The organism is Nonomuraea sp. NPDC052116 (genome assembly GCF_040680035.1).
In the GTDB taxonomy this organism is placed as follows: domain Bacteria; phylum Actinomycetota; class Actinomycetes; order Streptosporangiales; family Streptosporangiaceae; genus Nonomuraea; species Nonomuraea angiospora_A.
In genome coordinates, this window is sequence record NZ_JBFAWA010000004.1 from 398,838 (window position 1) to 421,076 (window position 22,239).

Annotated in this window: 23 protein-coding genes and 1 tRNA gene; 10 read left to right on the top strand and 14 right to left on the bottom strand. The window is 66.7% G+C overall.

All coding sequences use genetic code 11. The features are described 5' to 3' along the window. Positions 1 to 32: 32 nt before the first annotated feature. The 6 genes from AB0L65_RS09945 to galU form a co-directional block, all read right to left on the bottom strand. The gene (locus AB0L65_RS09945) at positions 33 to 620 is read right to left on the bottom strand and encodes a hypothetical protein (RefSeq protein ID WP_364242632.1); all 588 of its coding nucleotides are present in this window, start codon (positions 618 to 620) and stop codon (positions 33 to 35) included. Between the two features lie 124 nt (positions 621 to 744). Further along, positions 745 to 1,389, bottom strand: a complete 645-nt coding sequence (locus AB0L65_RS09950) for a GNAT family protein (protein ID WP_192788162.1) — start codon at positions 1,387 to 1,389, stop codon at positions 745 to 747. Positions 1,390 to 1,443: 54 nt separating this feature from the next. Further along, positions 1,444 to 1,926, bottom strand: a complete 483-nt coding sequence (locus tag AB0L65_RS09955; protein WP_364242635.1) for a MogA/MoaB family molybdenum cofactor biosynthesis protein — start codon at positions 1,924 to 1,926, stop codon at positions 1,444 to 1,446. Next, positions 1,923 to 2,405 carry a cyclic pyranopterin monophosphate synthase MoaC gene (gene moaC, locus AB0L65_RS09960; protein WP_364242638.1) on the bottom strand — a complete coding sequence of 161 codons (483 nt, stop codon included), beginning with the start codon at positions 2,403 to 2,405 and terminating at the stop codon, positions 1,923 to 1,925. The genes AB0L65_RS09955 and moaC overlap by 4 nt, the downstream gene beginning before the upstream one ends. Continuing rightward, positions 2,402 to 3,589, bottom strand: a complete 1,188-nt coding sequence (glp, locus tag AB0L65_RS09965; RefSeq protein WP_364242641.1) for a gephyrin-like molybdotransferase Glp — start codon at positions 3,587 to 3,589, stop codon at positions 2,402 to 2,404. Before glp ends, moaC begins: the two co-directional genes overlap by 4 nt. Continuing rightward, a complete protein-coding gene (gene galU / locus AB0L65_RS09970) occupies positions 3,576 to 4,478 on the bottom strand; it encodes a UTP--glucose-1-phosphate uridylyltransferase GalU (protein ID WP_364242644.1) in 903 nt (300 codons plus the stop codon). The genes glp and galU overlap by 14 nt, the downstream gene beginning before the upstream one ends. A gap of 24 nt (positions 4,479 to 4,502) precedes the next feature. Between galU and AB0L65_RS09975 the strand changes: the two genes are divergently transcribed. From AB0L65_RS09975 to mscL, 6 genes are all read left to right on the top strand, one after another. Beyond that, complete coding sequence (locus AB0L65_RS09975) at positions 4,503 to 5,072, top strand: 5-formyltetrahydrofolate cyclo-ligase (RefSeq protein ID WP_364242646.1); 570 nt, start codon at positions 4,503 to 4,505, stop codon at positions 5,070 to 5,072. A 23-nt stretch (positions 5,073 to 5,095) separates the two neighbouring features. After that, entirely contained in the window at positions 5,096 to 6,601 is a 1,506-nt protein-coding gene (locus AB0L65_RS09980) for a potassium/proton antiporter (RefSeq protein WP_364242648.1), read from the top strand. Positions 6,602 to 6,668: 67 nt separating this feature from the next. Beyond that, on the top strand, positions 6,669 to 6,965 hold the full coding sequence (locus AB0L65_RS09985) for an FmdB family zinc ribbon protein (protein WP_364242650.1): 297 nt from the start codon (positions 6,669 to 6,671) through the stop codon (positions 6,963 to 6,965). 766 nt (positions 6,966 to 7,731) lie between these two features. Then, positions 7,732 to 8,538 (top strand): S-methyl-5'-thioadenosine phosphorylase, encoded by an 807-nt coding sequence (locus tag AB0L65_RS09990; RefSeq protein ID WP_364242652.1) that lies wholly within the window; start codon positions 7,732 to 7,734, stop codon positions 8,536 to 8,538. After that, complete coding sequence (locus AB0L65_RS09995) at positions 8,535 to 9,122, top strand: RcpC/CpaB family pilus assembly protein (protein WP_364242654.1); 588 nt, start codon at positions 8,535 to 8,537, stop codon at positions 9,120 to 9,122. Before AB0L65_RS09990 ends, AB0L65_RS09995 begins: the two co-directional genes overlap by 4 nt. A gap of 22 nt (positions 9,123 to 9,144) precedes the next feature. Beyond that, positions 9,145 to 9,537, top strand: coding sequence for a large conductance mechanosensitive channel protein MscL (mscL, locus tag AB0L65_RS10000; protein ID WP_364242657.1), 393 nt, complete (start codon positions 9,145 to 9,147; stop codon positions 9,535 to 9,537). Positions 9,538 to 9,541: 4 nt separating this feature from the next. Here mscL and AB0L65_RS10005 read toward each other — a convergent pair whose 3' ends face one another. Further along, positions 9,542 to 10,585 carry a D-alanyl-D-alanine carboxypeptidase family protein gene (locus tag AB0L65_RS10005; protein WP_364242660.1) on the bottom strand — a complete coding sequence of 348 codons (1,044 nt, stop codon included), beginning with the start codon at positions 10,583 to 10,585 and terminating at the stop codon, positions 9,542 to 9,544. A gap of 811 nt (positions 10,586 to 11,396) precedes the next feature. Between AB0L65_RS10005 and AB0L65_RS10010 the strand changes: the two genes are divergently transcribed. Both AB0L65_RS10010 and AB0L65_RS10015 read left to right on the top strand, forming a co-directional pair. Next, positions 11,397 to 11,469, top strand: a tRNA-Arg gene (locus AB0L65_RS10010). 418 nt (positions 11,470 to 11,887) lie between these two features. Further along, a complete protein-coding gene (locus tag AB0L65_RS10015; RefSeq protein ID WP_364242662.1) occupies positions 11,888 to 13,033 on the top strand; it encodes an SMI1/KNR4 family protein in 1,146 nt (381 codons plus the stop codon). A gap of 43 nt (positions 13,034 to 13,076) precedes the next feature. Here AB0L65_RS10015 and AB0L65_RS10020 read toward each other — a convergent pair whose 3' ends face one another. The 5 genes from AB0L65_RS10020 to AB0L65_RS10040 form a co-directional block, all read right to left on the bottom strand. Continuing rightward, the gene (locus tag AB0L65_RS10020) at positions 13,077 to 13,346 is read right to left on the bottom strand and encodes a hypothetical protein (RefSeq protein WP_364242665.1); all 270 of its coding nucleotides are present in this window, start codon (positions 13,344 to 13,346) and stop codon (positions 13,077 to 13,079) included. Positions 13,347 to 13,709: 363 nt separating this feature from the next. After that, positions 13,710 to 14,588 (bottom strand): DUF732 domain-containing protein, encoded by an 879-nt coding sequence (locus tag AB0L65_RS10025; RefSeq protein WP_364242667.1) that lies wholly within the window; start codon positions 14,586 to 14,588, stop codon positions 13,710 to 13,712. A 458-nt stretch (positions 14,589 to 15,046) separates the two neighbouring features. Continuing rightward, complete coding sequence (locus tag AB0L65_RS10030) at positions 15,047 to 15,376, bottom strand: hypothetical protein (protein WP_364242670.1); 330 nt, start codon at positions 15,374 to 15,376, stop codon at positions 15,047 to 15,049. Between the two features lie 47 nt (positions 15,377 to 15,423). Beyond that, on the bottom strand, positions 15,424 to 16,608 hold the full coding sequence (locus AB0L65_RS10035; RefSeq protein WP_364242672.1) for a hypothetical protein: 1,185 nt from the start codon (positions 16,606 to 16,608) through the stop codon (positions 15,424 to 15,426). A 232-nt stretch (positions 16,609 to 16,840) separates the two neighbouring features. Beyond that, positions 16,841 to 17,221, bottom strand: a complete 381-nt coding sequence (locus AB0L65_RS10040; RefSeq protein WP_364242675.1) for a PrsW family glutamic-type intramembrane protease — start codon at positions 17,219 to 17,221, stop codon at positions 16,841 to 16,843. A 319-nt stretch (positions 17,222 to 17,540) separates the two neighbouring features. Between AB0L65_RS10040 and AB0L65_RS10045 the strand changes: the two genes are divergently transcribed. After that, a complete protein-coding gene (locus AB0L65_RS10045; RefSeq protein WP_364242677.1) occupies positions 17,541 to 19,088 on the top strand; it encodes a hypothetical protein in 1,548 nt (515 codons plus the stop codon). A 730-nt stretch (positions 19,089 to 19,818) separates the two neighbouring features. Then, positions 19,819 to 20,013, top strand: coding sequence for a hypothetical protein (locus AB0L65_RS10050; RefSeq protein ID WP_364242680.1), 195 nt, complete (start codon positions 19,819 to 19,821; stop codon positions 20,011 to 20,013). Positions 20,014 to 20,570: 557 nt separating this feature from the next. On the opposite strand, the gene AB0L65_RS10055 is transcribed toward AB0L65_RS10050, so the two are convergent. Continuing rightward, a complete protein-coding gene (locus AB0L65_RS10055; RefSeq protein WP_364242683.1) occupies positions 20,571 to 21,599 on the bottom strand; it encodes a DUF742 domain-containing protein in 1,029 nt (342 codons plus the stop codon). Further along, complete coding sequence (locus AB0L65_RS10060; RefSeq protein ID WP_364242686.1) at positions 21,596 to 22,192, bottom strand: RNA polymerase sigma factor; 597 nt, start codon at positions 22,190 to 22,192, stop codon at positions 21,596 to 21,598. The genes AB0L65_RS10055 and AB0L65_RS10060 overlap by 4 nt, the downstream gene beginning before the upstream one ends. Between the last annotated feature and the right edge of the window lie 47 nt (positions 22,193 to 22,239).

Genomic DNA, 22,239 nt, shown 5'->3' on the forward strand with positions numbered 1-22,239 from the left:
AGCAAACTCTGAGGGGTCCTCGCGCCAACGTTTCAGTCGCCCACCGCCCGCTTGGGCGGTTCGGCGTACTGATCGAACAGAACGTCCGCTTGCAGGGTCGTGAGATCGATGACCTCAGCCTGGGCGGCCTCCTCCGCGGCCCGCCGCCGCTCACGTGCGCGCCGCAGGCGCTCAGCGCGCGCCTGACGGCCCCGTTCGCGGCGTTCCCTATCGACTTGTACGGCGATGCGAAGGAAGGCCATGTACGCGAACATGATGACGACCGAGGGAGCCACGCCCCACCACGGGATCATCTTGACCGCGGCCGTCACGACAGAGGCCAGCACCAGCAGCGTGGTGAAGAACAGCAGCCGCCGCCGGCGGGCCACGATGATGGCGCGGCGCCGGAGCCGGAACTGGCGCACATCGACCTTCTCGACCTCGGCAGGAGACGACCCGTCGTCCTCGTCCGCGTCCGATGGGTCCAGGTTGTCGAGATCGGGAAGCTGGTGTTCGCCGGTGTAGTGCTCTTCGAGCTCGGCCAGCTCGGCCAGGTTGGTCTTGTCCTTGCGCAGCCACATCGGGATCAGGACGCAAAGCCACATCACGACGATGACCAGATAGAGGAAGGCGCTACTCATGGGCACCTCCGGGCAGCACAAAGACGCGAGTGTGCTCGTCGCGCCTTCAATGTGCTCACGTCACGCACCGTAAGACCGCGTGTCACTAATTGACGAGCATTCGGTGCGGTGTGTCGCGAGATCGTCAAACCTCTTCGACGGAAGGCCCCCCGTGAGCAGCTGACTCACGCGCGCGACGCCACTGCACGAGCAGGCCGCCAGGAATGTCCTCAGCGGTCAACGCGTAGCAAATGTGGTCGCGCCAGGCCCCATCGATGTGGAGTTGGCGCCGCCGAATGCCTTCTTCCCGGAATCCGAGCTTCTCAACCACCCGTCGGCTGGCTTGATTCTCGGGGCGGATGTTCGCTTCCAGCCGATGCAGCCCCGTGGTGAAGAAGCAATGGTCAACGGCCATGGCGAGGGCGGTGGGGGTGATCCCCTTCCCGGCGAGCGCGCCGTCGATCCAGTAGCCGACCTGGGCGGAACGGGCGGCGCCCCACACGATCGCGCCCACGGTCAGCTGCCCCGCGAAGCGCCCGCCGTACGTGATCACCCACGGCATCGCCAGACCCTGCCGGGCCTCGCGGCGCAGGGTGCCGACCATGGAGACGTACGGGCCGAGCCCGGTCCTGAACAGCGGCGTCTCGGGATTGCTGGGCTCCCAGGGGCGTAGCCAGTCGGCGTTTCGCAGCCGGGTCTCGCGCCACACGCGCACGTCGCTCAGCCGCAGCGGCCGGAGGCCTACCGGACCTTCGTTCAGGGTCACCGGCCAGCCACGAAGTCGATCCACCCACTCATCATCCCCCCATCGGGCATGATGTCGCCACGCATCAGGGAACCGCGATCAGCGCGGGTGATCGCCTCCCCGGATCTGATCGACCGCGTGCTGGAGAATCGGCGCGAGTACGGCGACGCCATCGCGTACGCCACCCGATGATCCGGGCAAATTAACGATCAAGGTAGCGCCCGCCTGGCCGGCCAGCCCTCTGGACAGAATCGAGGTCGGGACCTTTTCCCGATTCGCCAGCCGAATGGTCTCGGCTATACCGGGAATTTCCCGAGAAATTACTCTGGCCGTCATCTCCGGGGTCAGGTCCATGGGCGTCAACCCGGTCCCCCCGGTGGTCACGATGACGTCGAACCCCTGCGCCACCCCGTCACGGAGCGCTCCCTCGACCGGCTCTCCGTCGGGCACCACCAAGGGGCCCTCCACGACCTCGCAGCCCGCGTCGCGGCGCAGCAGGTCAACGAGCAGCGGCCCGGATTTATCCGCATAAATCCCGGCCGACGCCCGGTTCGACACCGTGATCACGAGTGCGCGGATCATTCCGGCTCCCTGGTCCAGCGGCCGGTCTTGCCGCCCAGCTTCTCCTCCACCCGGACATCGGTGATCGCCGCGGCCGGATCGACCGCCTTGACCATGTCGATCAGCGCCAGCGCGGCCACGGAGACCGCCGTCAGCGCCTCCATCTCCACGCCGGTGCGGTCGGCCGTCTTCACCCGGCAGGTGATCGCCACACCCCAGTCCTCGACGTCCAGCGTGACCTTCACCCCGTGCAACGCGATCGGATGGCAGAGCGGGATCAGGTCGGGCGTCCGTTTCGCCCCCATGATCCCCGCGATCCGCGCCACACCCAGCGCGTCGCCCTTGGGCACCTCGCCGGACCGCAGCAGCTCCACGACCTCGCCCGACAGCAGCACCCGCCCGGTCGCCGTGGCGGTGCGAGCCGTCACGTCCTTGGCGGAGACGTCCACCATGCGAGCGGCCCCGGTCTCATCCACATGGGTCAGCCCCGAGTCGCTCACAGCCGGATCACCTCGACAGTCGCCCCCTCGGGCATCTCGGTCACGTCCTCCGCGACCACGATCAGCGCGTTCGCCGAGGCCAGGGCGGCGAGTTGATGCGAGCCCTGCCCGTGCACCGGCGACACCGTGCCGTCCGCAGCCAGCACGCCGCGCAGGAACGACCGCCGTCCGGCGGGCGAGCGCACCGGCCTGGTCAGGCGGGCGGTCACCGATTGCGGCATGTCCGCGGGGAGCCCGCGCATCTTGTCGAGCGCCGGACGTACGAACAGCATGAAAGACACATAGGACGACACCGGGTTGCCGGGCAGCGCGAAGATCGGCACCTGGTCCTCCCCCAGCACGCCGAACCCCTGCGGCATCCCCGGCTGCATCGCGACCTTCTCGAACCGGACAGTGCCCAGCGGGGACAGAGCCTCCTTGACCGGCTCGTACGCTCCCATGGACACACCACCGCTGGTGATGATCGCATCGGCCCGCATCAGGTGGGTGTCGAGCCGATCGAGGAGTACGCGCGGATCGTCCCCGACGGACCCCGCCCGGAACCCCTCGCCTCCGGCCTCCCGCACGGCGGCGGTCAGCGTGAAGCTGTTGGAGTCCCAGATCTGCCCGGGGGCCAGCGGACCACCCGGCTCGACCAGCTCCGCGCCCGTCGAGATGACGACGACCCTGGGCCGGGGCCGCGCCCAGACCCGCCGCCGCCCCACCCCGGCGATGATCCCGAGCTGGGAGGGCCCGATCACCGTGCCCGGCTTGAGCACGACCTCGCCGGCCTGCACGTCCTCGCCCGCGAGGCGGATCGCGTTGCCGGCGCTCACCGGGCGGGAGATCTGTACGGTGACCGTCCCCCCGTCCGTCCACTCGACCGGCACCACGGCGTCGGCCCCGGCGGGCATGGGAGCACCGGTCATGATCCGTATGGCGTGCCCGGGCCCCACGGCCCGCAGCTCCTCGGACCCGGCCGCCACATCGTCCGTCACCGGCAACGTAACCGGAACATCCGAAATATCGGCAGACCGTACGGCATAGCCGTCCATGGCCGAGTTGTCGAACGGCGGCAGCGGAACCGGCGAGACCACCTCCTCGGCCAGCGTCGCCCCCAGCGCCTGCTCCAACTCCAGCTCCAGCGGCGCCAGCGGACGAACAGTGGCCAGGATCTCAGCCAGATGCTCGTCAACCGATTTCATCGAGGAACTCCCGCAGCCACGGCACGAAATCGGGCGCCAGGTCCTCCCGGCCCGCCGCGAACTTCACCACCGTCCGCAAATAGTCCAGCTTGTCGCCGGTGTCGTACCTGCGCCCTCTGAACAGCACCCCGTGCACGGGCCCGCCCTCCCCGGACCCGCGTCCGGCGAGCGTGCGCAGCGCGTCGGTGAGCTGGATCTCGCCCCCGCGCCCCGGCGGCGTGTTCTCCAGCACCTCGAACACCGCGGGGTCGATCACATAGCGCCCGATGATCGCCCAGTTGGACGGCGCCTCGTCGGCCGGCGGCTTCTCCACCAGGTCGGTCACGCGTACGACGTCGTCGTCGGCGGTCGCCTCGATGGTCGCGACGCCGTACAGGGAGACCTGCTCCTTGGGCACCTCCATCAGCGCGATCACGCTCCCCCCGAACGTGTCGCGCACCTCGATCATGCGCTTGAGCAGCGGATCGCGGTAGTCGATCAGGTCGTCGCCGAGCAGACAGGCGAAGGGGTGGCCGCCGACGTGCTGCTTGGCGCAGAGCACCGCGTGGCCGAGCCCCTTGGGCTCGCCCTGACGTACGTAGTGGAGCGTCGCCAGCGAGGCCGGCTCGCGTACCTGGGACAACCGGTGCTCGTCGCCCTTGGCCTCAAGGGCCTCCTCCAGCTCGAACGCGCGGTCGAAGTGATCCTCGATGGAGCGTTTATTCTTGCCGGTGACCATGAGGACGTCGAGGAGCCCAGCGGAGGCTGCCTCCTCGACGACATACTGGATCGCGGGCTTGTCGACGATGGGCAACATCTCCTTCGGTGTCGCCTTGGTCGCCGGAAGGAACCGGGTGCCCAGACCCGCGGCGGGCACGACGGCTTTCGTCACAGGGTCGAAGTCAGCCATGAGTAGACCCTAGTGGAGGTATCTGTGGACAAGCTGAACCTGCGTCGCGAGCTGAGCTCGGCACGTGCCTCCCTCTCCCCCGAACAACAGCGGGCAAACTCCATCAAGATCCGCGAAACGCTGCTCGACCAGCCGTGGGTCCAGATGGCCGGTCTCGTGGCCTGCTACTGGTCAACGGGGTCGGAGCCGGATACGCACGGGCTCGTGTTCGCTCTCTGGAAACATGGAGCCACCGTTATCCTCCCCGTCCTGCTTGAGGACTATGACCTGGATTGGGCGGTGTACGACGGGCCAGACTCGCTCTCCCCGGGCCGCTTCGGGATCATGGAGCCGGTCGACACCCGCCGCGGCGTCGACGCCATCCGCACCGCCGCCCTCGTGATCGTCCCGGCCCTGGCGGTGGACAGGGCGACAGGTGTACGTCTGGGGCGCGGCGGCGGCTCGTACGATCGTGCCCTGGCCAGGGTGGGCCCGAACGTACCGACGGTCGCCCTGCTGCACGACGGCGAGCTGATCGACGGCATCCCGGCGGAGCCTCATGACCGGCACGTCCGTTTTGCCGCGACCCCGGAGGGACTCACTAGGCTTATGTGACCGCAGGTACGAGAGGGGGCCAGATGACACTAGATGTCTGGCTTCTTCTTGGCGCCGCAATTGTCATCGCGGCCATCGCGTCCGTACGCGTCGCGCACCGTACCGGCCTGCCCAGCCTGCTCGTGTTCCTCGGCTTCGGCCTGGTCCTGGGCGAGGCAGGGTTCGGGATCCCCTTCGACAACCCCCAGCTCGCCCAGCAGATCGGCCTCACGGCGCTGGCGTTGATCCTGGCCGAAGGTGGACTTACCACGAACTGGTCTCACGTACGGCGTTCAGTCCCCTTGGCCATGATCCTGGCGACCGTGGGCGTGACGGTCAGCATCGTCGTGGTGGCGCTGGTCGTACAGGCGATTCTCGGTATAGACCAGACGACGGCGCTGATCCTCGGCGCGGTGCTGGCCTCAACGGACGCCGCCGCCGTCTTCTCCGTGCTGCGCAGACTGCCGCTCCCGCCCCGGCTGGCGGGCGTGCTGGAGGCCGAGTCCGGCTTCAACGACGCCCCCACGGTGATCGCCGTGATGCTGCTCAGCGGGGCGGGACGCTCTTCGGCGTCCCCGGGAACGTTCCTCCTCGAGACCTCGGTCGAGCTGATCATCGGCGCCGCGGTGGGCCTGGCCGTCGGCCCCGCGGGCGCGTACGCGCTGCGCCGCGTCGCGCTCCCCGCCTCCGGCCTCTATCCGCTCGCCGTGCTTTCGCTCACATTCGTCTCGTACGGCGGGGCCGTGCTGATACACGGCTCGGGGTTCCTGGCCGTCTACCTGACGGCGTTGATCCTGGGCAATTCGCGGCTGCCGCACCGGGCGGCGACCAGGGGGTTCGCGGAGGGGGCCGCGTGGCTGGCGCAGATCGGGCTGTTCGTCATGCTCGGTCTGCTGGCCAGCCCCAAGGAGATGCCGTCGTCCATCGTGCCCGGCCTGATCGCCGGCACCGTCCTGGTGCTCCTGGCGCGGCCGCTCTCGGTCATGGTGAGCTCGCTGCTGTCGTGGGCGCTGCGGGCGGGCAGGGTGAGCTGGCGCGAACAGGCGTTCCTGTCGTGGGCAGGGCTGCGCGGCGCGATCCCGATCGTGCTCGCCACCATCCCCTGGGCATCGAACGTGGAGGGATCCAAGGAGATCTTCAACGAGGTCTTCGTGATCGTCATCGTGTTCACGCTGGTGCAGGGGCCGACGCTGCCCTTCGTGGCCCGGCTGCTCGGAGTGGCGGCCCCCGGGGAGGCGCACGACCTGGAGGTGGAGGCGGCGCCGCTCGAAGAGCTCAAGGCCGACCTGCTGCAGGTCAAGGTGTTTCCCGGCTCGCGGCTGCACGGCGTGGAGATCTTCGAGCTCCGCCTGCCCGCCGGGGCGCAGGTGACCCTGATCGTGCGTGACGGCAAATCCTTCGTCCCCACCGGAAATACCAGGATCAGGGTGGAGGACCAGATCTTGCTGGTCACCACCGCCTCCTGCCGTGACCAGGTCGAACGCCGCCTGCGCGCCGTGAGCCGTAGCGGAAAGCTGGCGGGTTGGTACGGAGAGCGGGGACTGGAATAGGCGTTTGACCTAATCGGTTACCATTAGCAGTCGCATCCCTCGAGTGCCAGACCTTAAGGAGGAGCGCGTGCCGACGTACCAGTACGCCTGCAACGACTGCGGCGAGCAGCTCGAGGTCGTTCAGAAGTTCACTGACGACGCGTTGACGATTTGCCCTGCTTGCGAGGGGAACCTGCGGAAGGTCTTCTCGGCTGTCGGCATCGTGTTCAAGGGTTCGGGCTTCTACCGGACCGACAACCGCTCGTCGTCGGCCTCGACTTCCACGACGCCCTCTTCTTCCTCGTCGTCGAAGCCCGCGGAGAGCAAGTCCGCGGACACGAGCACGTCCACCCCTGCCGCCGCCCCCGCCGCCGCCTCCAACTGACCCTCCCGTCAGCGACCGCGGCCTCCCGCGGATCTTTTCCGTAGCCGCCCCCCAGGACCTGGCCGCCGCGGCCATGGACACCTGGGCGGGTTTCGCGCGCGTACGTTTCCGCGTGCGCGCACCGACATGGGACACAGGCTCACGCTGGACCCCACACCAAGCCCTCACACGGGACCGACATCGGTCCCGCACGTACGCCTGGTGCAGCCCCACCTCGGCCTCACGCCCGCACCTCACGCGGAACCCACACCGGTCCACCGCGACCGCCCGCATCTCGTGGGGACCCACACCGTCCACCACCGCGGCCATGTGCATGCGTCGGCCCCACACGCGCATCTCACCTGAGGCCCAAACCACGCACCACCACAGCGAAGCACAGGCGTCGGCCCCCACACCTAACTCTCACGCGGGCCCACGTCACCCTCCGCCGGGCCACACTTGCGCACCACCGCACCCATGCCCAGCCCACGCGGATCCCCTCGCCCGCATCGGCGTCGACGGCTCCTGTGACCCGCCCGTATGTGCACCGCTGCCGACGCCGGACTCCACCCCTCAGGGGTCCTGAATCCCCACGCACCAGCCACCCGGCACGGCGGCCACCCCGCCCTCACCCGGCTGGGACCTCTCGGATCCACCGGAGCTTCAGGCCCCTGGCGCCGGGCCAGACGCATCCCCAAAGCCGGGACCCTTGAGCCGCAATCAAGTTATCCACAGAACGGAATTCGGCTCACCCTGGCCCGTCCCGGATCCGGCTACTCTCTCGGCCATGGTCCCTCGCGCAGACATCGGCGTCATCGGCGGTTCCGGCTTCTACTCGCTGCTCGACGACGCGGAAGAGATCAAGCTCTCCACCCCCTACGGCCCCCCGAGCGACGTCGTCACAGTCGGACGCATCGGCACCCGTTCGGTGGCGTTCATCCCCAGACACGGCCGAGATCACCGCTTCCCCCCGCACCGCATCCCCTATCGCGCCAACCTCTGGGCCCTGCGCATGCTCGGCGTGCGCCAGGTGCTCGCCCCCAGCGCCGTAGGCTCGCTGAGAGCCGAGTACGGCCCCGGCGCCATGGTCATCCCCGACCAACTCGTAGACCGCACCTCAGGCCGCGTCCAGACGTATTACGACGTGGACGGTGCGGTCCACGTCTCCTTCGCCGACCCCTACTGCCCCTCAGGCCGTGCCGTCGCGGTGGAAACCGCCCGCTCGACAGGCTGGGAGACGGTCGACGGCGGCACCCTGGTGGTCATCGAGGGCCCGCGTTTCTCGACGCGAGCGGAGTCCCAGTGGTTCGCGGGCAATGGGTGGTCGATCGTCGGCATGACCGGCTTCCCCGAGGCCGTCCTGGCCCGCGAGCTGGCCCTCTGCTACACCTCGCTCTCCCTGGTGACCGACCATGACGCCGGGGTCGAGGCCGGCCAGGGCGTCACGCACGACGAGGTCCTGGAGTTCTTCGCGCAAAACGTCACCCGCATGCGCACCTTGGTGGCGGAGACCGTGCAAGCCCTCCCCGAAGAGCGCACCTGCCCGTGCGGGGCGACTCTTGACGGCATCAAGCTCCCCTTCGAGTTGCCGTGATCCGAGCCTGGCTGATCCGCTACGGCCGTCGCCGCCGCCTCGTCGCGGCGGCGCTGGCCGCCCTGGCCGTCGTGTCGGCCTTCATCGCCACCCGCCCCGAGCCGACCCCCACGGTCCTGGTCGCGGCCCGCGACCTGTCTCCCGGCCCTCTCGGCCCCGGCGACCTGACCCCTGCGGCCCTCAACCATCCACCCACAGGTGCCGTACGCGCAGCCGCGGCGGGCCAGATCCTGGCGAGCCCCATGCGCAAGGGCGAGCCGCTGACGGATGTCCGCCTTCTCCACTCCTACCGGCTCCCACCGGGCATGGTCGCCACCCCGGTCCGCATCGCCGACGCCGCGACCGCGAGCCTCCTCACCCCAGGAGCCACGATCACCATCCTGGCATCCGGCGAGGAAATCCATCCGGCCCGCACAGTTGCCGAGGACGTACGGATCATCACGATCCCGCAGACGCCCAAGACGACAAGCGAAACTCACGGCGCCTTGGTCGTGCTCGCCACCACCCCGACCCAAGCCGCCGAACTCGCCTCCGCCCAGACGACCGGCCACCTTTCGATCACCATCAAAGCTAACTCAACGTAATCGCTCAGCTACGATTTTCCCCATGAGCGGATTCAAGAGGTTCCTCATGCAGGGGAACGTCATCGACCTGGCCGTGGCGGTCGTCATCGGGGCGGCCTTCAACTCGATCGTGCAGTCGTTCGTGGCCGACCTCCTCACCCCGCTGATCTCGGCGTTCGGTGGCCTGCCCGACTTCTCCTCACTCAAGGTCACGGTCGGCCGATCCAACTTCATGTACGGCAACTTCATCAACGCGGTCATCTCGTTCCTGATGGTCGCCGCGGTGGTCTACTTCCTACTGGTGAAGCCGTACACGCACCTCAAGGACCGCAGCGTCGCCAAGAACGGATCGAAGACCCGCGACTGTCCCGAATGCCTGTCGGAAATCCCCAAGGCCGCGTCCCGCTGCGCCTTCTGCAGCTCACAGGTCGCCTAGGGAGCTAGAGCAGCGAATCGATCTTGGGATCGTACTCCCAGTGCCATGGTTCGAACGGGCCGGTGTAGGCCCAGGAGGGATGGAACCACCCGTACCTCTTCGAGTTCTTCTCCATCCAGACGAACTCCGCCGACCCCGACCTCTCCACGCCACCACACAGGTCCGCGGCCAGCCCGAGCCCGTGGTTGCTCCGCCCCGGCACGGCGGCGAACCCCGGCCGCCGGTAGTAGACCGACTGCTGCTCGGCCAGGCTCCGATAGGCGTCGGTGACGCATATGCTCTTCCCGAACCGCTTCCGATAGGCCTCGTTCAGGCTCACGAACGCGATGGTGGCATCGGCCCTCAGACTGAAACCCTTCTGCTGCAACGGACAGAGCATGCTCTTCGGAATCAGCCCGTTGGGATAGTCGTTGGCCGTCGCCGCCCGCAACGGGTTGCATCCCAGCGCCGCCCGCCCGACCTTGTCGATCTTGATGCCCATCTTCACGAGCGCGGCGGTCAGCGACTTCACGATCTTGTCGGAACGCTGCCGGAGCGTGTCCACCTCGACCGCCAGCTGTGCCTCGGCCAGCAGGTTACCGGCCCGCAGTTCCTGCGCCTCCGCAGCCAGCCCCTCGGCCTGCTGGTACAGCACGCTGGTCTGCTCGACGGCCTGCTGCCGTACAGAGACGATCTGAGTCACGTCGCTGAGCGCCCGTAGCGTCGTCTCGTCCGCGGTCCCGGACAGGAACGGCACGATCCCGTCCGCCATGATCGGCTGCTCATACAGCAGCTCGGCCATCTGCGACACCGGCTGCCGCATCACCGCGACCCGCTGCTCCAGATCCTGCAGAGCCGCCAGCTTGGTCTTCAGCTGCTTCTCGGAGGCGGCGATGTCCGACCGCCGCTTCTCCAGTGCCTTGGTGGCGTCCTCGAGCTCCTTGGCCGACCGCTCGGCCTCTTTGCGCAGCGCCGCCAGGTCGCCCGGCGCCTGCCGCTCCTGCTTCTGCGCCACCTGCGCCTGAGCGCGCCCCTGCCCGGAAGGCACGAAAAGAGAAGCCACCGCCATGACTACCGCGATCAGACCCGCTGATCGAGGGGCTGGCACGTTCGACTCCTCCGTTTGCAAACTCGTTACCTGGGTCAGGCACGCACGTTACTACAGCCCCCCGAGTGCCCGGACCGAACTCGGGAGAGCTGTTATGAGACAAAAAGCGCACTCTGTCCGCCCACCCCCCGCGACCAGCCAGATCCCGCCACCGAAACAGGGCCTATCAGATGCCAGGCACCAAACTCCCACCGACCTTCAACCCCACCCCTTCCTCCTCGTCCCGGCACAGATCCCACAGCCAGGTGTTCACCCACTCCCCCGAACACCCCACCTGAGTCTGAGTCCGCACCGGAGCCGGCGTAACAGGCTCCTCCACCCCAGGCTCCACATCCCCGACAGGCAGCACCGCCGCCGGAACAACAGCCCGCGGCCGACTCACCACGCGAACGGGAGCCGGCACGCTCCCTTCGTACAGCCGATCCGGATGCGCCGGCGCCCGAACCACCATCGGCCCAAACCCCACCCGCACGACCCGCTCCCGAACCACCGCCGGGACACTCCCCTCAAACCCCCGCATCTCCCCAGCCAACAACCCCCCAGCAAGGATCGCCGGCGCCAACAACGCCCCGAACAACACGACAGGCCGCCGCCGTGCCTGCTTACATCGCCTCCTGGTCACAGGCAGACGCTATCCACGCCGGATCCACAAGATTCCGACCACTTGTCATGCCTTTACCGCAGCTCAGAGCACCCATAACCAACCCCACCAAACTCACCCCGGCTCCACGTCCCACGCAGTGCCAGACTTTCGCTAGGCTTACGAGAGTCCGCCTCCGTAGCTCAGGGGATAGAGCACCGCTCTCCTAAAGCGGGTGCCGCAGGTTCGAATCCTGCCGGGGGCACTCACCTACATAGGCATTTCAGCCCTCGACCTGCGGTTTCTCAGCCGCAGGTCTTTTGCTTTGTGGACCTTGATAGGCAGCCGACGGTGCCCGCATGCAGCCGTAAGACCATGATCAGGGGACATGCGGGGGATGATCTTGGCGACGTTTCCCCAGGCCAGACCCTAATTCAGGGCCATTCAAGCCTCTGGCCGCCCGCTACGACTGGCCGGGCATGCCACGAACACAGCCGTTGATCGTGCCAAATATGTGCGCACAATCCGAGCGTCACCTCGCTGCGTAAGCCCAGCCCAACTCCCAGCCGGATCGTGCCCGCTGACCGTCTCGACGTTGGCTGATCTTGGGTGTGCGCTGCCTGTGCACGTCGATCTTCACCCAGCGTTGGCCGGATGAGACGTGGCAGCTGGTGGACGCGCCCATGACGGAAGTGCTCGCCGCGCGGGTGAGCGGCAGCCTGGACTTGGGGGAAGCGCTGCCCGCGGTGTCGCCTCCGTACGCCTGGAAATTCGCCTCACTCGTGCTGAAGGACCTGCCGGAGAGGGCCTCCTTCCCGCAAGCGCCGCTCGCTCTCGAGGTCGTCGCGCAGGCGGCGAGGGTCGAGGCGACCACAGGGGTGCCCGAGGACTATGCCGCGCTGGTCGGCGAGTACGGCGTGGGGAAGCTGGCCGGCGTGCTGCGGCTGCTCGCTCCGGGCGCGCCGGAGGGCTTCGACCTGAATGCGGAAGAGGCCATGGTGAGCGAACGGCTGCGTGCGCGGCGAGCGGCGGGCGAGCGGGTGGTCCCGTCACCGATCGCGCCCGAGCCCGGCGGCTTGCGGTTGTGGGGCGTATTCGACGGGGGTGAGACGTGCTGGTGGCTTCCCGTCAGCGGCGAGCCGGCCGAGTGGCCGGTGGTGGTGGTCGATGTCGACGGCCTGGGGTGGCAGCGGCTGCCGTACAGCGCCACGGGATTTCTCGGCCGGTGGCTGGACGGGCGGCTGGATCTGCCGGTGCTGTCGCTGTCGGCGGTGCCGCGTCCGCGCCTGCTGTTCCCGCCAGGCGCCGAGCCCGCCGCCTCCGCCACGCCTGCCGGGGAAGCACCGCGAGACGCACTGGCGCAGTTGGCGACGATCATCGGAGATCCGCGGACCGCCGGCCACACCTACGACTGGCCACGGATCGAGCGGTCACTCGGATTGCGGCTTCCGAGCGACTACAAGCGGTTGTTCGAGGCATACGGGGCGATCGGTATCAACGGCATCACGATCGGACATCCGGAAGATCTCCAACAGCAGCACGAAGAGCAGGCCGAATATCTCGACTGGGAGGATGACGAGGCGATGGCCGTGCATCCCGCCCCGGGAGGGCTGCTGTGGTGCGCGAACATCGAGGGCCGCGAAACCATCTGGTGGGACACCCGCGATCCAGACTCCGACCGGTGGACGATGGTCTGGGACGTCGAATTCGATCGGCACAACTTCCCTTGCACCCTGACCGAGCTGATGATCGCCGACCTGACGAGCAGGCTGGCCTCGTCACTCACCGCGCTGGATCCGTCAGATGATGGGCCCATGATGTGGTTCTGACGGCGACGACGATTTCATCGTCCTGCTGCGGGCGCTGGTCGGCTCAGGCGACTCGGCGGGCGGCATCGCGGCCACCCATCGCGCCCACGCCGCCCGGGGAGCCGCGTTCCATGACGCGCCCATCCTCCAGCAGGACGACGCTGTCGGCGGTGGCGGCCTGGGTAAGGCGGTGGGCGACGTCGAGGCGGTCCTGCCGTCGATGGTGCTGTCCACGGCAGTTCCAGCGCGCGGACGCCGAGGCCGCCCGCCTCGGCCGTGGCCTCGTCGAGGACCGCCACGGCGAAGCCCGCGCCGTGTTACCCAGCAGCACCATGCTCCTTTGCTGCCCCAAGAACACGGACCGAGGGCTACGCGGCGGGAGCACAACTTGGGTGCAGATGACAGGGTTGCGGCCGCGACGTGTCGCCAGGCCTTGGAGCACGACACCACACTTGTGATCAACTTGAATGGATACGGCGTCCAGCGGAGCCATGGCAGAATGCGACGGCGTTCATGCCATGGCGCTTATCTTGACCCAAGCAGTAATCCGCTTTCGTGTCGGCGAAGGGGTGCACGCTAGACCCAGCATTGGGTGACTCCGCGTTTCCGGGAAGCTGACGAACCTCCTGGCCCCCCAAGCGGATGCGGCGTCGGCCTCCCAAAACGCTTCCGGACGGTGGCCGTGAAGGGATATTGACTATCGTGTGAGCGAGCACCGCGCCATTCCATTACCTGTATCGACGCGCATGTTCCTGCCGTCTACCGAGTAGTAGGCGGCTATCCTGCCCTTATTCGGCTCACTTTCGATCAGTTGCCCAGACGTACGGTCGACCGTGCCGGTGGCGGTGACGGTCCAACCCGGACTATCGCTAGTCGCCGGGAATTTGCTCGTCCAGCTGTACATACCATCGTCGCGGATAGCGATGTCAAGATCCCAGGTTGCCCCTGTTCCGACCTTCGTGCAGGTTCCACTCCAGTCTCCGGAGAGGCCCGTTCCAGTCCTCGGAGCAGGAAAAGTACCACCTGAAGAAGTCGCGTTTGGTCGATATGCGCCCATTGCTGCCTGAACGAAAGCTGGAACGTGATAGTCATAAACACCGAAATCTTCCACCACACCATAAGCGAAATCGACCACCTTATGCCCAACCTTGATCGCCTGATCGTCGGGCGCAACGATGCCCGCACTATGGATGTCATTGAGGAATTGCCCATCGCTCAAAGCTGACCCAGATGAGCGTCCGACTGGCTGATATGCGTTCACTGCTGCCTGAACGAAAGCTGGAACGTGATAGTCATAAACACCGAAATCTTCCACCACACCATAAGCGAAATCGACCACCTTATGCCCAACCTTGATCGCCTGATCGTCGGGCGCAACGATGCCCGCGCTATGGATGTCATTGAGGAATTTCTCATCATCCGGATCGCGCACGGAAGGCGGTGTCGCGCCGCCCGCGAACATCGTCGGCTCATCGCCATTCGCCTGTGCTGTTACACACAATCCGATCAGGCCGACAACAAAGAACGTTGCCGCGCTCATCATCAACCAGATGTATCTGATCAGCTGAGGATGCATTGTCATTCACCCCTCGCCGTAGAGAGAGGATAAGATGCGTGCCGTATGGTCGCATGTCGACGCCGTCCGGCAGCTTGGATGGATCAGACCGTAAAGGTCGAGCACGTTGGGCCACGAAGGGCTTTTCAGTTCCACTCTCCGCGCCGACCCACACACTTCCTTATTAACACTGCATCAGTCCGGCGGTTATCAGATCAACCTGAGGGCGGTGAATATTGACCCAAAGAGCGGCAAGCATGCTCCTTCCGCTTCCAGATGATGCGATGTGTGAGTCGCCATGCATCCCAGCTTGGCAGGCACGGGAGGCGACCGACTGGTGGCCCTCGAACGGACCCAAGTGGCGTCCAACGAAGGCGTGATCGGGCCCTGCCTCCTCCTGGCGTGGTACCCCGAGGCTTGGAGCCAGACAGGGCTAACGCGGACTTACACAAGAGACAGCTCCAGGCCTTACCAATCGTTCATCCGCCGAAGAGCCGCCCCAGTTCCTCAATGATCGGCCCAGAGGTGGGCACCCGATCCCACCACCAGGCCTTACCGGTGAGGTCCTCGTTCAGCAACAGGCTGATCAGGCGGCGGCCACCCGCTCTGGTGGCCGCCGCGAACCTGGCGTCGGCGGCCGCCACCACCTCACGCGCTTCCTGCGGCGCGTCCGGCTCGGCAAGGGCCTGTTCCACGCGGTCGCGGATGTAAAGCGCGGCCGGCAGATCGTGGGCACCCCACACCCGTGGGTTGGCGCGGACGGCGGGGTCGGCGTTCGACAGCGACCGCTCAGTGTCGATCTTGTCCACGTGTAGTCGCCACGCCTCCACCTCCCTGGCGTCATTTTCCGTCCACGTCATCGCCTGCCACCGATCCTGTACCCCGTGCTGCGTAGAGGCTGGTCCCGATTGATGATGACCCGCACCCCTTGGTACTCGTACTTCACCGCGTTCTGCCCTTCCAACTCGGTCGGCCGGCCCTTCGTCAATGTCTCCAGGATCTTGCCGAACGAGGGCCGTCCCGCCAGGTCGCCACCTCCGGCGTGCCGGTAGACGAGCTGTGCCCTCTCTTCCCTGCTGAAGCCGGTACCTTCGAAGTCTTCGTCGGGCGCTTCCTGCTCCCCGCCCTCGCCTCCTTCCGAGGACTCCGGGCTCGCCTGGGACAGTGCGATGCCGGTCAATCCCAGCGCTCCCAAGCCCACGAACCCCGCCGAGACCGTAGGCACCAGCGCGATGCCTCCACCGGCCAGCGCGACGGCACCCACAGGCGGGAACCACAGGAACGCCAGCAACAGCAGCGCGATCCCGCCGTATAGCAACAGCGCGTCGAGGGCCTCCAGAACATGCGCGCCGATCATCACGCGCTGCCCAGGAGCGGCGCCTCGTAGCCAGGCCGCCAGGTTCAGGACGCCAAGGACTCCGGCGCCGGCTGCAGCGAACACCTGGAACTGCGCGAGGGCCGCCCCCTCGCCGTATCCCGCGCGTAAGGCACGGCGCAGCAGGCGCAGCCCTGACACCATCCGCCAGCCGATCCACAGCAGGCCCACCACGAGCAGCGCCAGCATGACGACAAATCCCGGCGACGCGGCAAGTGTCCCCTGAGCACGGGCGGTCGCGGGGGTCGTCCCCACCGCGAAATAGACCACCGCGGGCAGCACCAGCACCGCCCACACCAGGACAGGCCAGTAATGCAGCACCCGCAGTTCGCCTCGCCCCCCAGCAGCTCGACGCGCGGACAGTCGCTGCCGCAGGTCTGACGCCAGGCGGAGCGCAGGTCCGTCCCCGATCAGCAGCGCCGCGCGACGCGTCAGGACGAAGCGGCAAATCACCACGACACCCCAGGGCGGACGGCCAGTCGCATAGCGCCCTATGGCCCGCAACCCTGACCAGCCGTTCGGCCGTTCCCCTTCCAGCAGCAGCTCGGGATGAGCAGCCTTGGCCGCCCTTATCGCCCTGGAGTCGATCCAGGCCGCCACTACCAGAGCCAGCAGCGGCCACAGTCCCAGCACCGACTGCACGGCCAGCGCCGGAGCGGCCAGCATTCCCGCCGTCGCGCCTGAGGCGGGATGGGCCAGGTCGTAGTTGTAAGCCGCATGCCCGCCCCGACCAGCACCACCGGGACGAGACCGAGCAGCCGCGTGGGCCCGCGCCATCTCACCAGCATCCCGATCCCGAAACCGGCCAATGCGCTCCAGGCCAGATGCAGGTCCACGCCCGGCTCCTGCGGCAGTCGTGCCAGCCGCTCGAAAGCCACCGGCCCCGGCAGCCACGCGCCTAACGCCGCCCTACGTCCGGCACGTACGCCGCGGCCGACCGCGAAATCACCCAACCTCCAACAACCGGGATCGCGCGCCCGGCCAGGTGGCTCAACCGCAGCAACGCCTCGAGCAGCGCGAACCCTGCCCCCAACGCCGCCCCCAGCAGCAGATGGTCGGTCAGTCCCCACCGCAGCCTCCGCCGCACCACCCATGCCGCCACCGCCAGCGGTATGACCTTGACGACCTCCTCGATGAACGGATCCACCGTGTAGGAGGCGGTGCCGACCACCTCGCGCACCGCCTCGCCCGACCATGCCGCCACGCCCCGCGTCCACGCCAGCTCGAGCAGCGCCGCGAGCATGCCGCACCGATACAGCCCCGTCCCCAAGGCCACCATCGGCCGCCAACCCGCACCGAACGCCCTGCCCAGCCAAGCAGCGCAAGCTGGAACACGCCATAACAGGCTGCCGCCACCATCGCCAAGGTAAGCATCGATGCCGTTCCGCTCCGCCGGATACCAGAAACAGCACGCAAACTAGGCCAGAATCGACCATCCTAGCCCGATCTATAACGAACGGCTAAAACACCAGCAGGTGCGCAACTGATGGACTGAACAATGCGAAGGTCGCGATCCTGGACGATCTCGGATTCCTCTTGTCTCGCCCCTGCGCATCTGGCAGATTCCCAGAATTCAGCGGAGTTGAGAGAGGTGGAGCATGCACCAAGACGTCCGGCGTACGGCCGAGCTGCGAGCATGGATGATCCGCGGCGGCCGGGAAGGGCAACGCGAGGCGCGCGCGTTAGAGGAAGGGCTCGTCATCATCGGCTGGCACGAGGTCGGCGACCTCAGCCGCTACCGGACACGAGACCAACTCGCCGACGCACTACGCCTCGCATTTCCGAGCGCCGCGTCCAACGTCATCGCCAACTGGACGGGGCAACTATGGAGATTCGCGACGGAAATTCGCCCAGGAGACCTGGTCGTGATGCCGTTGAGATCGCATGCCGGGCACCTCGCCATCGGCACAGTCACGGGCGCCTATGAATATCGTCGGCAGGAGTCGGAAGACTTCCAGCAGGTACGAAAGGTCGACTGGCTGCGTTCAGATGTATCTGTAGAAACAATCAGATCTGACCTGCGTGCCAGCCTTGGCTCCTTGCTTACCGTGTGCGGCTTGACACGCAACAATGCCGCGAGCCGCCTCGCTCAGATCGCCGCCACAGGGGCAGACCCCGGCATGGAGGGCGAGGAGGAGGCCACCACCGCCGACGAACTCCTCCAAGACGCCGCCTTGCGAGACCCCGCCAATCCACGCCGGCTGACCATCCGCAGCCTGCTGGAGCATTGGGGCCAACGGCGCCGGACCAGCCCGGTCATCTCCACCATCAAGGCCGACTTGGCCAACAAAGGGCTGACGACTCGGCCGCCCTTCACCGAAGGCTCAGTCAGCGACGAGGTAACCCTTGTGCCACTCAGCGCCGAGCCCGGATCCGGCGCCGAAACCGTCGAAGAAGCCGCTGACACCGAGAACGTGGCCGCACCCGAGCACATGAGCTTGCGCCTGGGAAGCCTGCCCTCACGGCTGGTCTCGGTCCCCAGCACCGTCGCCCTGACCTACACCAAGACCTTGATGCTGCAAAACCGATTCTCACAGATCGCTGTGATCGACGAAGACGGCACCTACCACGGAGCGATCAGCTGGGAATCCATCGGCCGCGCCCACATCGCCTCAAACGATCCTTCCTTGAAGGACGCCATCACACCGGCGCTGGTCGCCGACCACGACGCACTCCTCCTCGATCAAATCGAAGCAATCCGCGACAAGGGTTTCATCTTCGTACGAGACCCCGATCGAGTGCACGTCACCGGCATCCTCACGGCCGCCGACCTCACCGGCCAGTTCGGAAACCTTGCACGCCCCTTCGTGCTCATCGAGGAAGCCGAGAACAGGCTTCGGCGTGCCGCGGACGAAGCATTCACCATGGAACATCTCCGCGACGCGGTACAGCCACACCGAAAACTGAAGGTCCACCGAGCCTCCGACCTCACCTTCGGTGACTACATCTTCCTCCTAAAGGACGAGCAGCGCTGGTCCATCCTCGGCTGGCAGCTTGATCACCACCTCTTCCTCGGATATCTGAACGAAGTCCGCGAGATCCGTAACGATCTCATGCACTTCACCCCCGACCCGCTCTCCCGCGACCAATACCAGACGGTTAAAGGCCTGCTCAGCCTCCTACGCACGGTTGACCCCAGGCCATGAAACAGCCCCAGGCAACCGCACCCACTGATACACCTGGCTTAAGCAGCACAGCGATTACCAGTCAGGACACCCGCATCTGACGAGCGGGAACACCCAACGCACCTCTCACCACGGATATCGTCCTGACCAGGCCAAACAGCAGTCAAGTGATCGGCGTAGGAGGTCATCATTGGAAAATGACACACACCGAGTGGCGGCTTCATATCTCCCATTACAAGACATAATGGACTCCGTGTGGCTAGAGCTCTCCTAAAGCGGGTGCCGCAGGTTCGAATCCTGCCGGGGGCACTTACCTGAACAGGCATTTTGGCCCCTGACCTGCGGTTTCTCAGCCGCAGGTCTTTGCTTTGTGGACCTTGATAGGCAGCCGACGGTGCCCGCATGCAGCCGTAAGACCATGATCAGGGGACATATGCGGGATGATCTTGAAGGTGTTTCCCCTGGCCGGATCCCGGTTTTGGGCCATCAGGGCCTACGGCAACCCGTTACGACCGTCCGGGCATGCGACGTACACACCGGTTAATCGTGCCGCATACGTGCGTAAAGCCGAGCGTCGTCCCCCGCTACACAGCTGACCCGGCTGCTCTACCAGTTCGGCAACACGGGCCGCTGACCGGTCGGCCTGGCGGCCGGTCTGGCCGAGGCGATCGTCGCCATACACGCCGCGGACGTTGTGTATCGGGTCTAAGCCCGGCACTCTGATCCTGCCGCCGCAGGGTGTCCATGAGTCGTGGACTTCGGGACCGTCCACGCCCTGGAGGAGACCGCCATGACCCGTACCGGCATGATCGTCGGCTCGCCCTGCTGGAGCAGCCCCGAGGAGTACGGCGGCGCCGCGACTGACATCCCCAACTGGGCACTCCTGATCGCCTACGCCGCCCGGCAGCAAGCCGCCTTTTCGGCACCGGACATCCCAAGGTCCTAGCCGCCAGGGTGCTAGGCGAGGACGCTGACACCTCGCATCTGGGTGGCAAGCTGAGGCCCCGGCAAACCGCACACCGAAAGGATCCCCAGGGCGGAGCCGACGCTCGCACCCTGCTTCACCGGACGGCCGAGTGCTGGCGTGCTCTCCAGCAAGACCCAGCAGCCAGCGAAGACCGGCCCCCGGCAACGGAGGTCATCGTGCGACTCGAGCGAACGTGGACGCTGACCGGTCCAGCAGAGCTCTGGGAGCCGGCCGCGCGCAGCTGGACGTCCCAGATACTGTCGATCGCTTCGCGGCGATCGCAGTGGCTGCGATCACACGGTGGCATCATCCTTCCTCCCCTCCTGGGAGAGCACTCAGCCGCCTCTCCATCGCGGGAGACCGCCATCATGTAAACCGCCACTACATCAGCCACAGCCTCCCCATCGGCTACCGCCCCTCCTCCGCTCACGTTCGCACCCTCGACAAAACCGGCTCGGTAGGCCGGTAGGCCCGGAGACCGGCGCCGACCATGCCCCGTACTCGCCGACCGGCACGGTCGGCTCACCACTGGCCGGTCATAGAGCGCTCAGGTTGCTGATCACCTTCGCCAGGACATTGACATCCGGCGCGGGAGGCGGATTCTCGACTTGTACGAGTTGCTGCACGTGCAGGTCACCCACCAGCACGCGGACTACGCCGATGGGCAGATTCAACTCGACGGCCAGGTCCACGAGCTGGGTGGATTTGGTGCACTTGTGCAGGACGATCAAATGCTCGGGGCCGAGGCCCGCAGGCGGTGTCAGGGCGCCGGTTGTGGTGATCACTGCAATAAGGTCGATGGCCTCGCTTGCGGGTACTGTACGACTCCTGGTCAGCAAGTAGGCGGGAACGATCGCACCAGCGTCCTCGTCCAGCCAGCGTGCGTCCCGGCTCGCATCGGGGCCCCGCTCTGTGAGAGACGCGCTCCTGTCGGCGTCGACCTTGTTGGCGGGCGCGGTCAGTACATTTGCAGTCGGCCTGCGGGGAAGGGCAATTCGCTCGCGGGTGGAGCCCATGACTGCCTCGGCGGTGCGTTCAGTACCGGCGTGCATGTGAGCGGCCTCGCCCTTAGCGGTGCGATGCGCCTTGGTCGTAATGTCGGCCGCTCCTGTGAGGGCGGTGTCCGTGAGGGCGCTCGCGTCGCGTTCAGCCTCGGCGCAAAGGTGCGCGGCTTCAGCCAGCGCCTCCTGGCACGCCGTGCGCCGGGTTCGGTCAGCCTCTCGTTGTGCGGCGGCGACGATCTCTACCACGTCGGACAGCTCCGGGGGCCTGCCCTTCAGAACGTCTCTGATCCTGATGATCGTCCTCAGGATACGGCCCATGCCCATCTGTTGAGGCTGACCGGAACCGACGACGTCATCCAGGCGAGTGCCCTGAACCGCTAGTCCGTTCGGCTGCGCGGACTGGCCGAAGATCTGCCGCGCTCGCTCGTCCACCTTCTGGTCGGGGATCTGGTCGATGTCCTCGCTGATCTCTTCCAGGAACTCCAGGTAATCAGCCACCGGGTCATGAGACATCGGCGGAAGCGGCTGCTGCAGGGCTTCGGGGGTGTGGTCGTGGTTCACAGAGCATCCTCCTCCCTGGTCCGTGGCGCCGTGTGGATGGGCGACGCCTGTATGCAGCGCTCTTGCTCAATGATTTGTTTGAGGCGTTCGCGGGCGAACTGCAGGTTCTTGCGAATCGCGTCGGGCCTCTTATCGAGGTAGTCAGCGATCTCCGGTGAGTTCAGGCCCTCCACGTAGCACGCCATGACCTCGCGCTGCGTGGGTGGCAGCCGATCGAGCATCTGCTCCACCCACTCGCGGTCTTCCCACAAGGTCATCCGGGCATCCCAGTCGGCCTCTGTGACGGGCGCCTGCGTGCTGAGCAGCCGCTCAGTTTCCTTCGCTTCCCGATTGCGGCGCTTGATGAAGTTGCTCACCACCGCCCGACAGGCGTAGGCCTTGGGGCGGTCAATTGTCGGCCAACGCCGCCACAGGTCGACCATGGTCATGCCAACGGCATCATCGGCCTCCTGCTCTGTGGCGCCGGCCACTCGCGCCACCTTCATCAACAGTCGATAGTGGCCGCGAAAGAACTGCTCGACCTCGCCTCGGCTGCCGAGGTCCGCCCCCGGCGGAGCCGCAACTCGAGCAGTGCCCTTGTCCAGCTGGACCACCTGCCAACCTCCGTGTTTTCGAGGCCCGTGCCGCTCGCCCTCGTTGC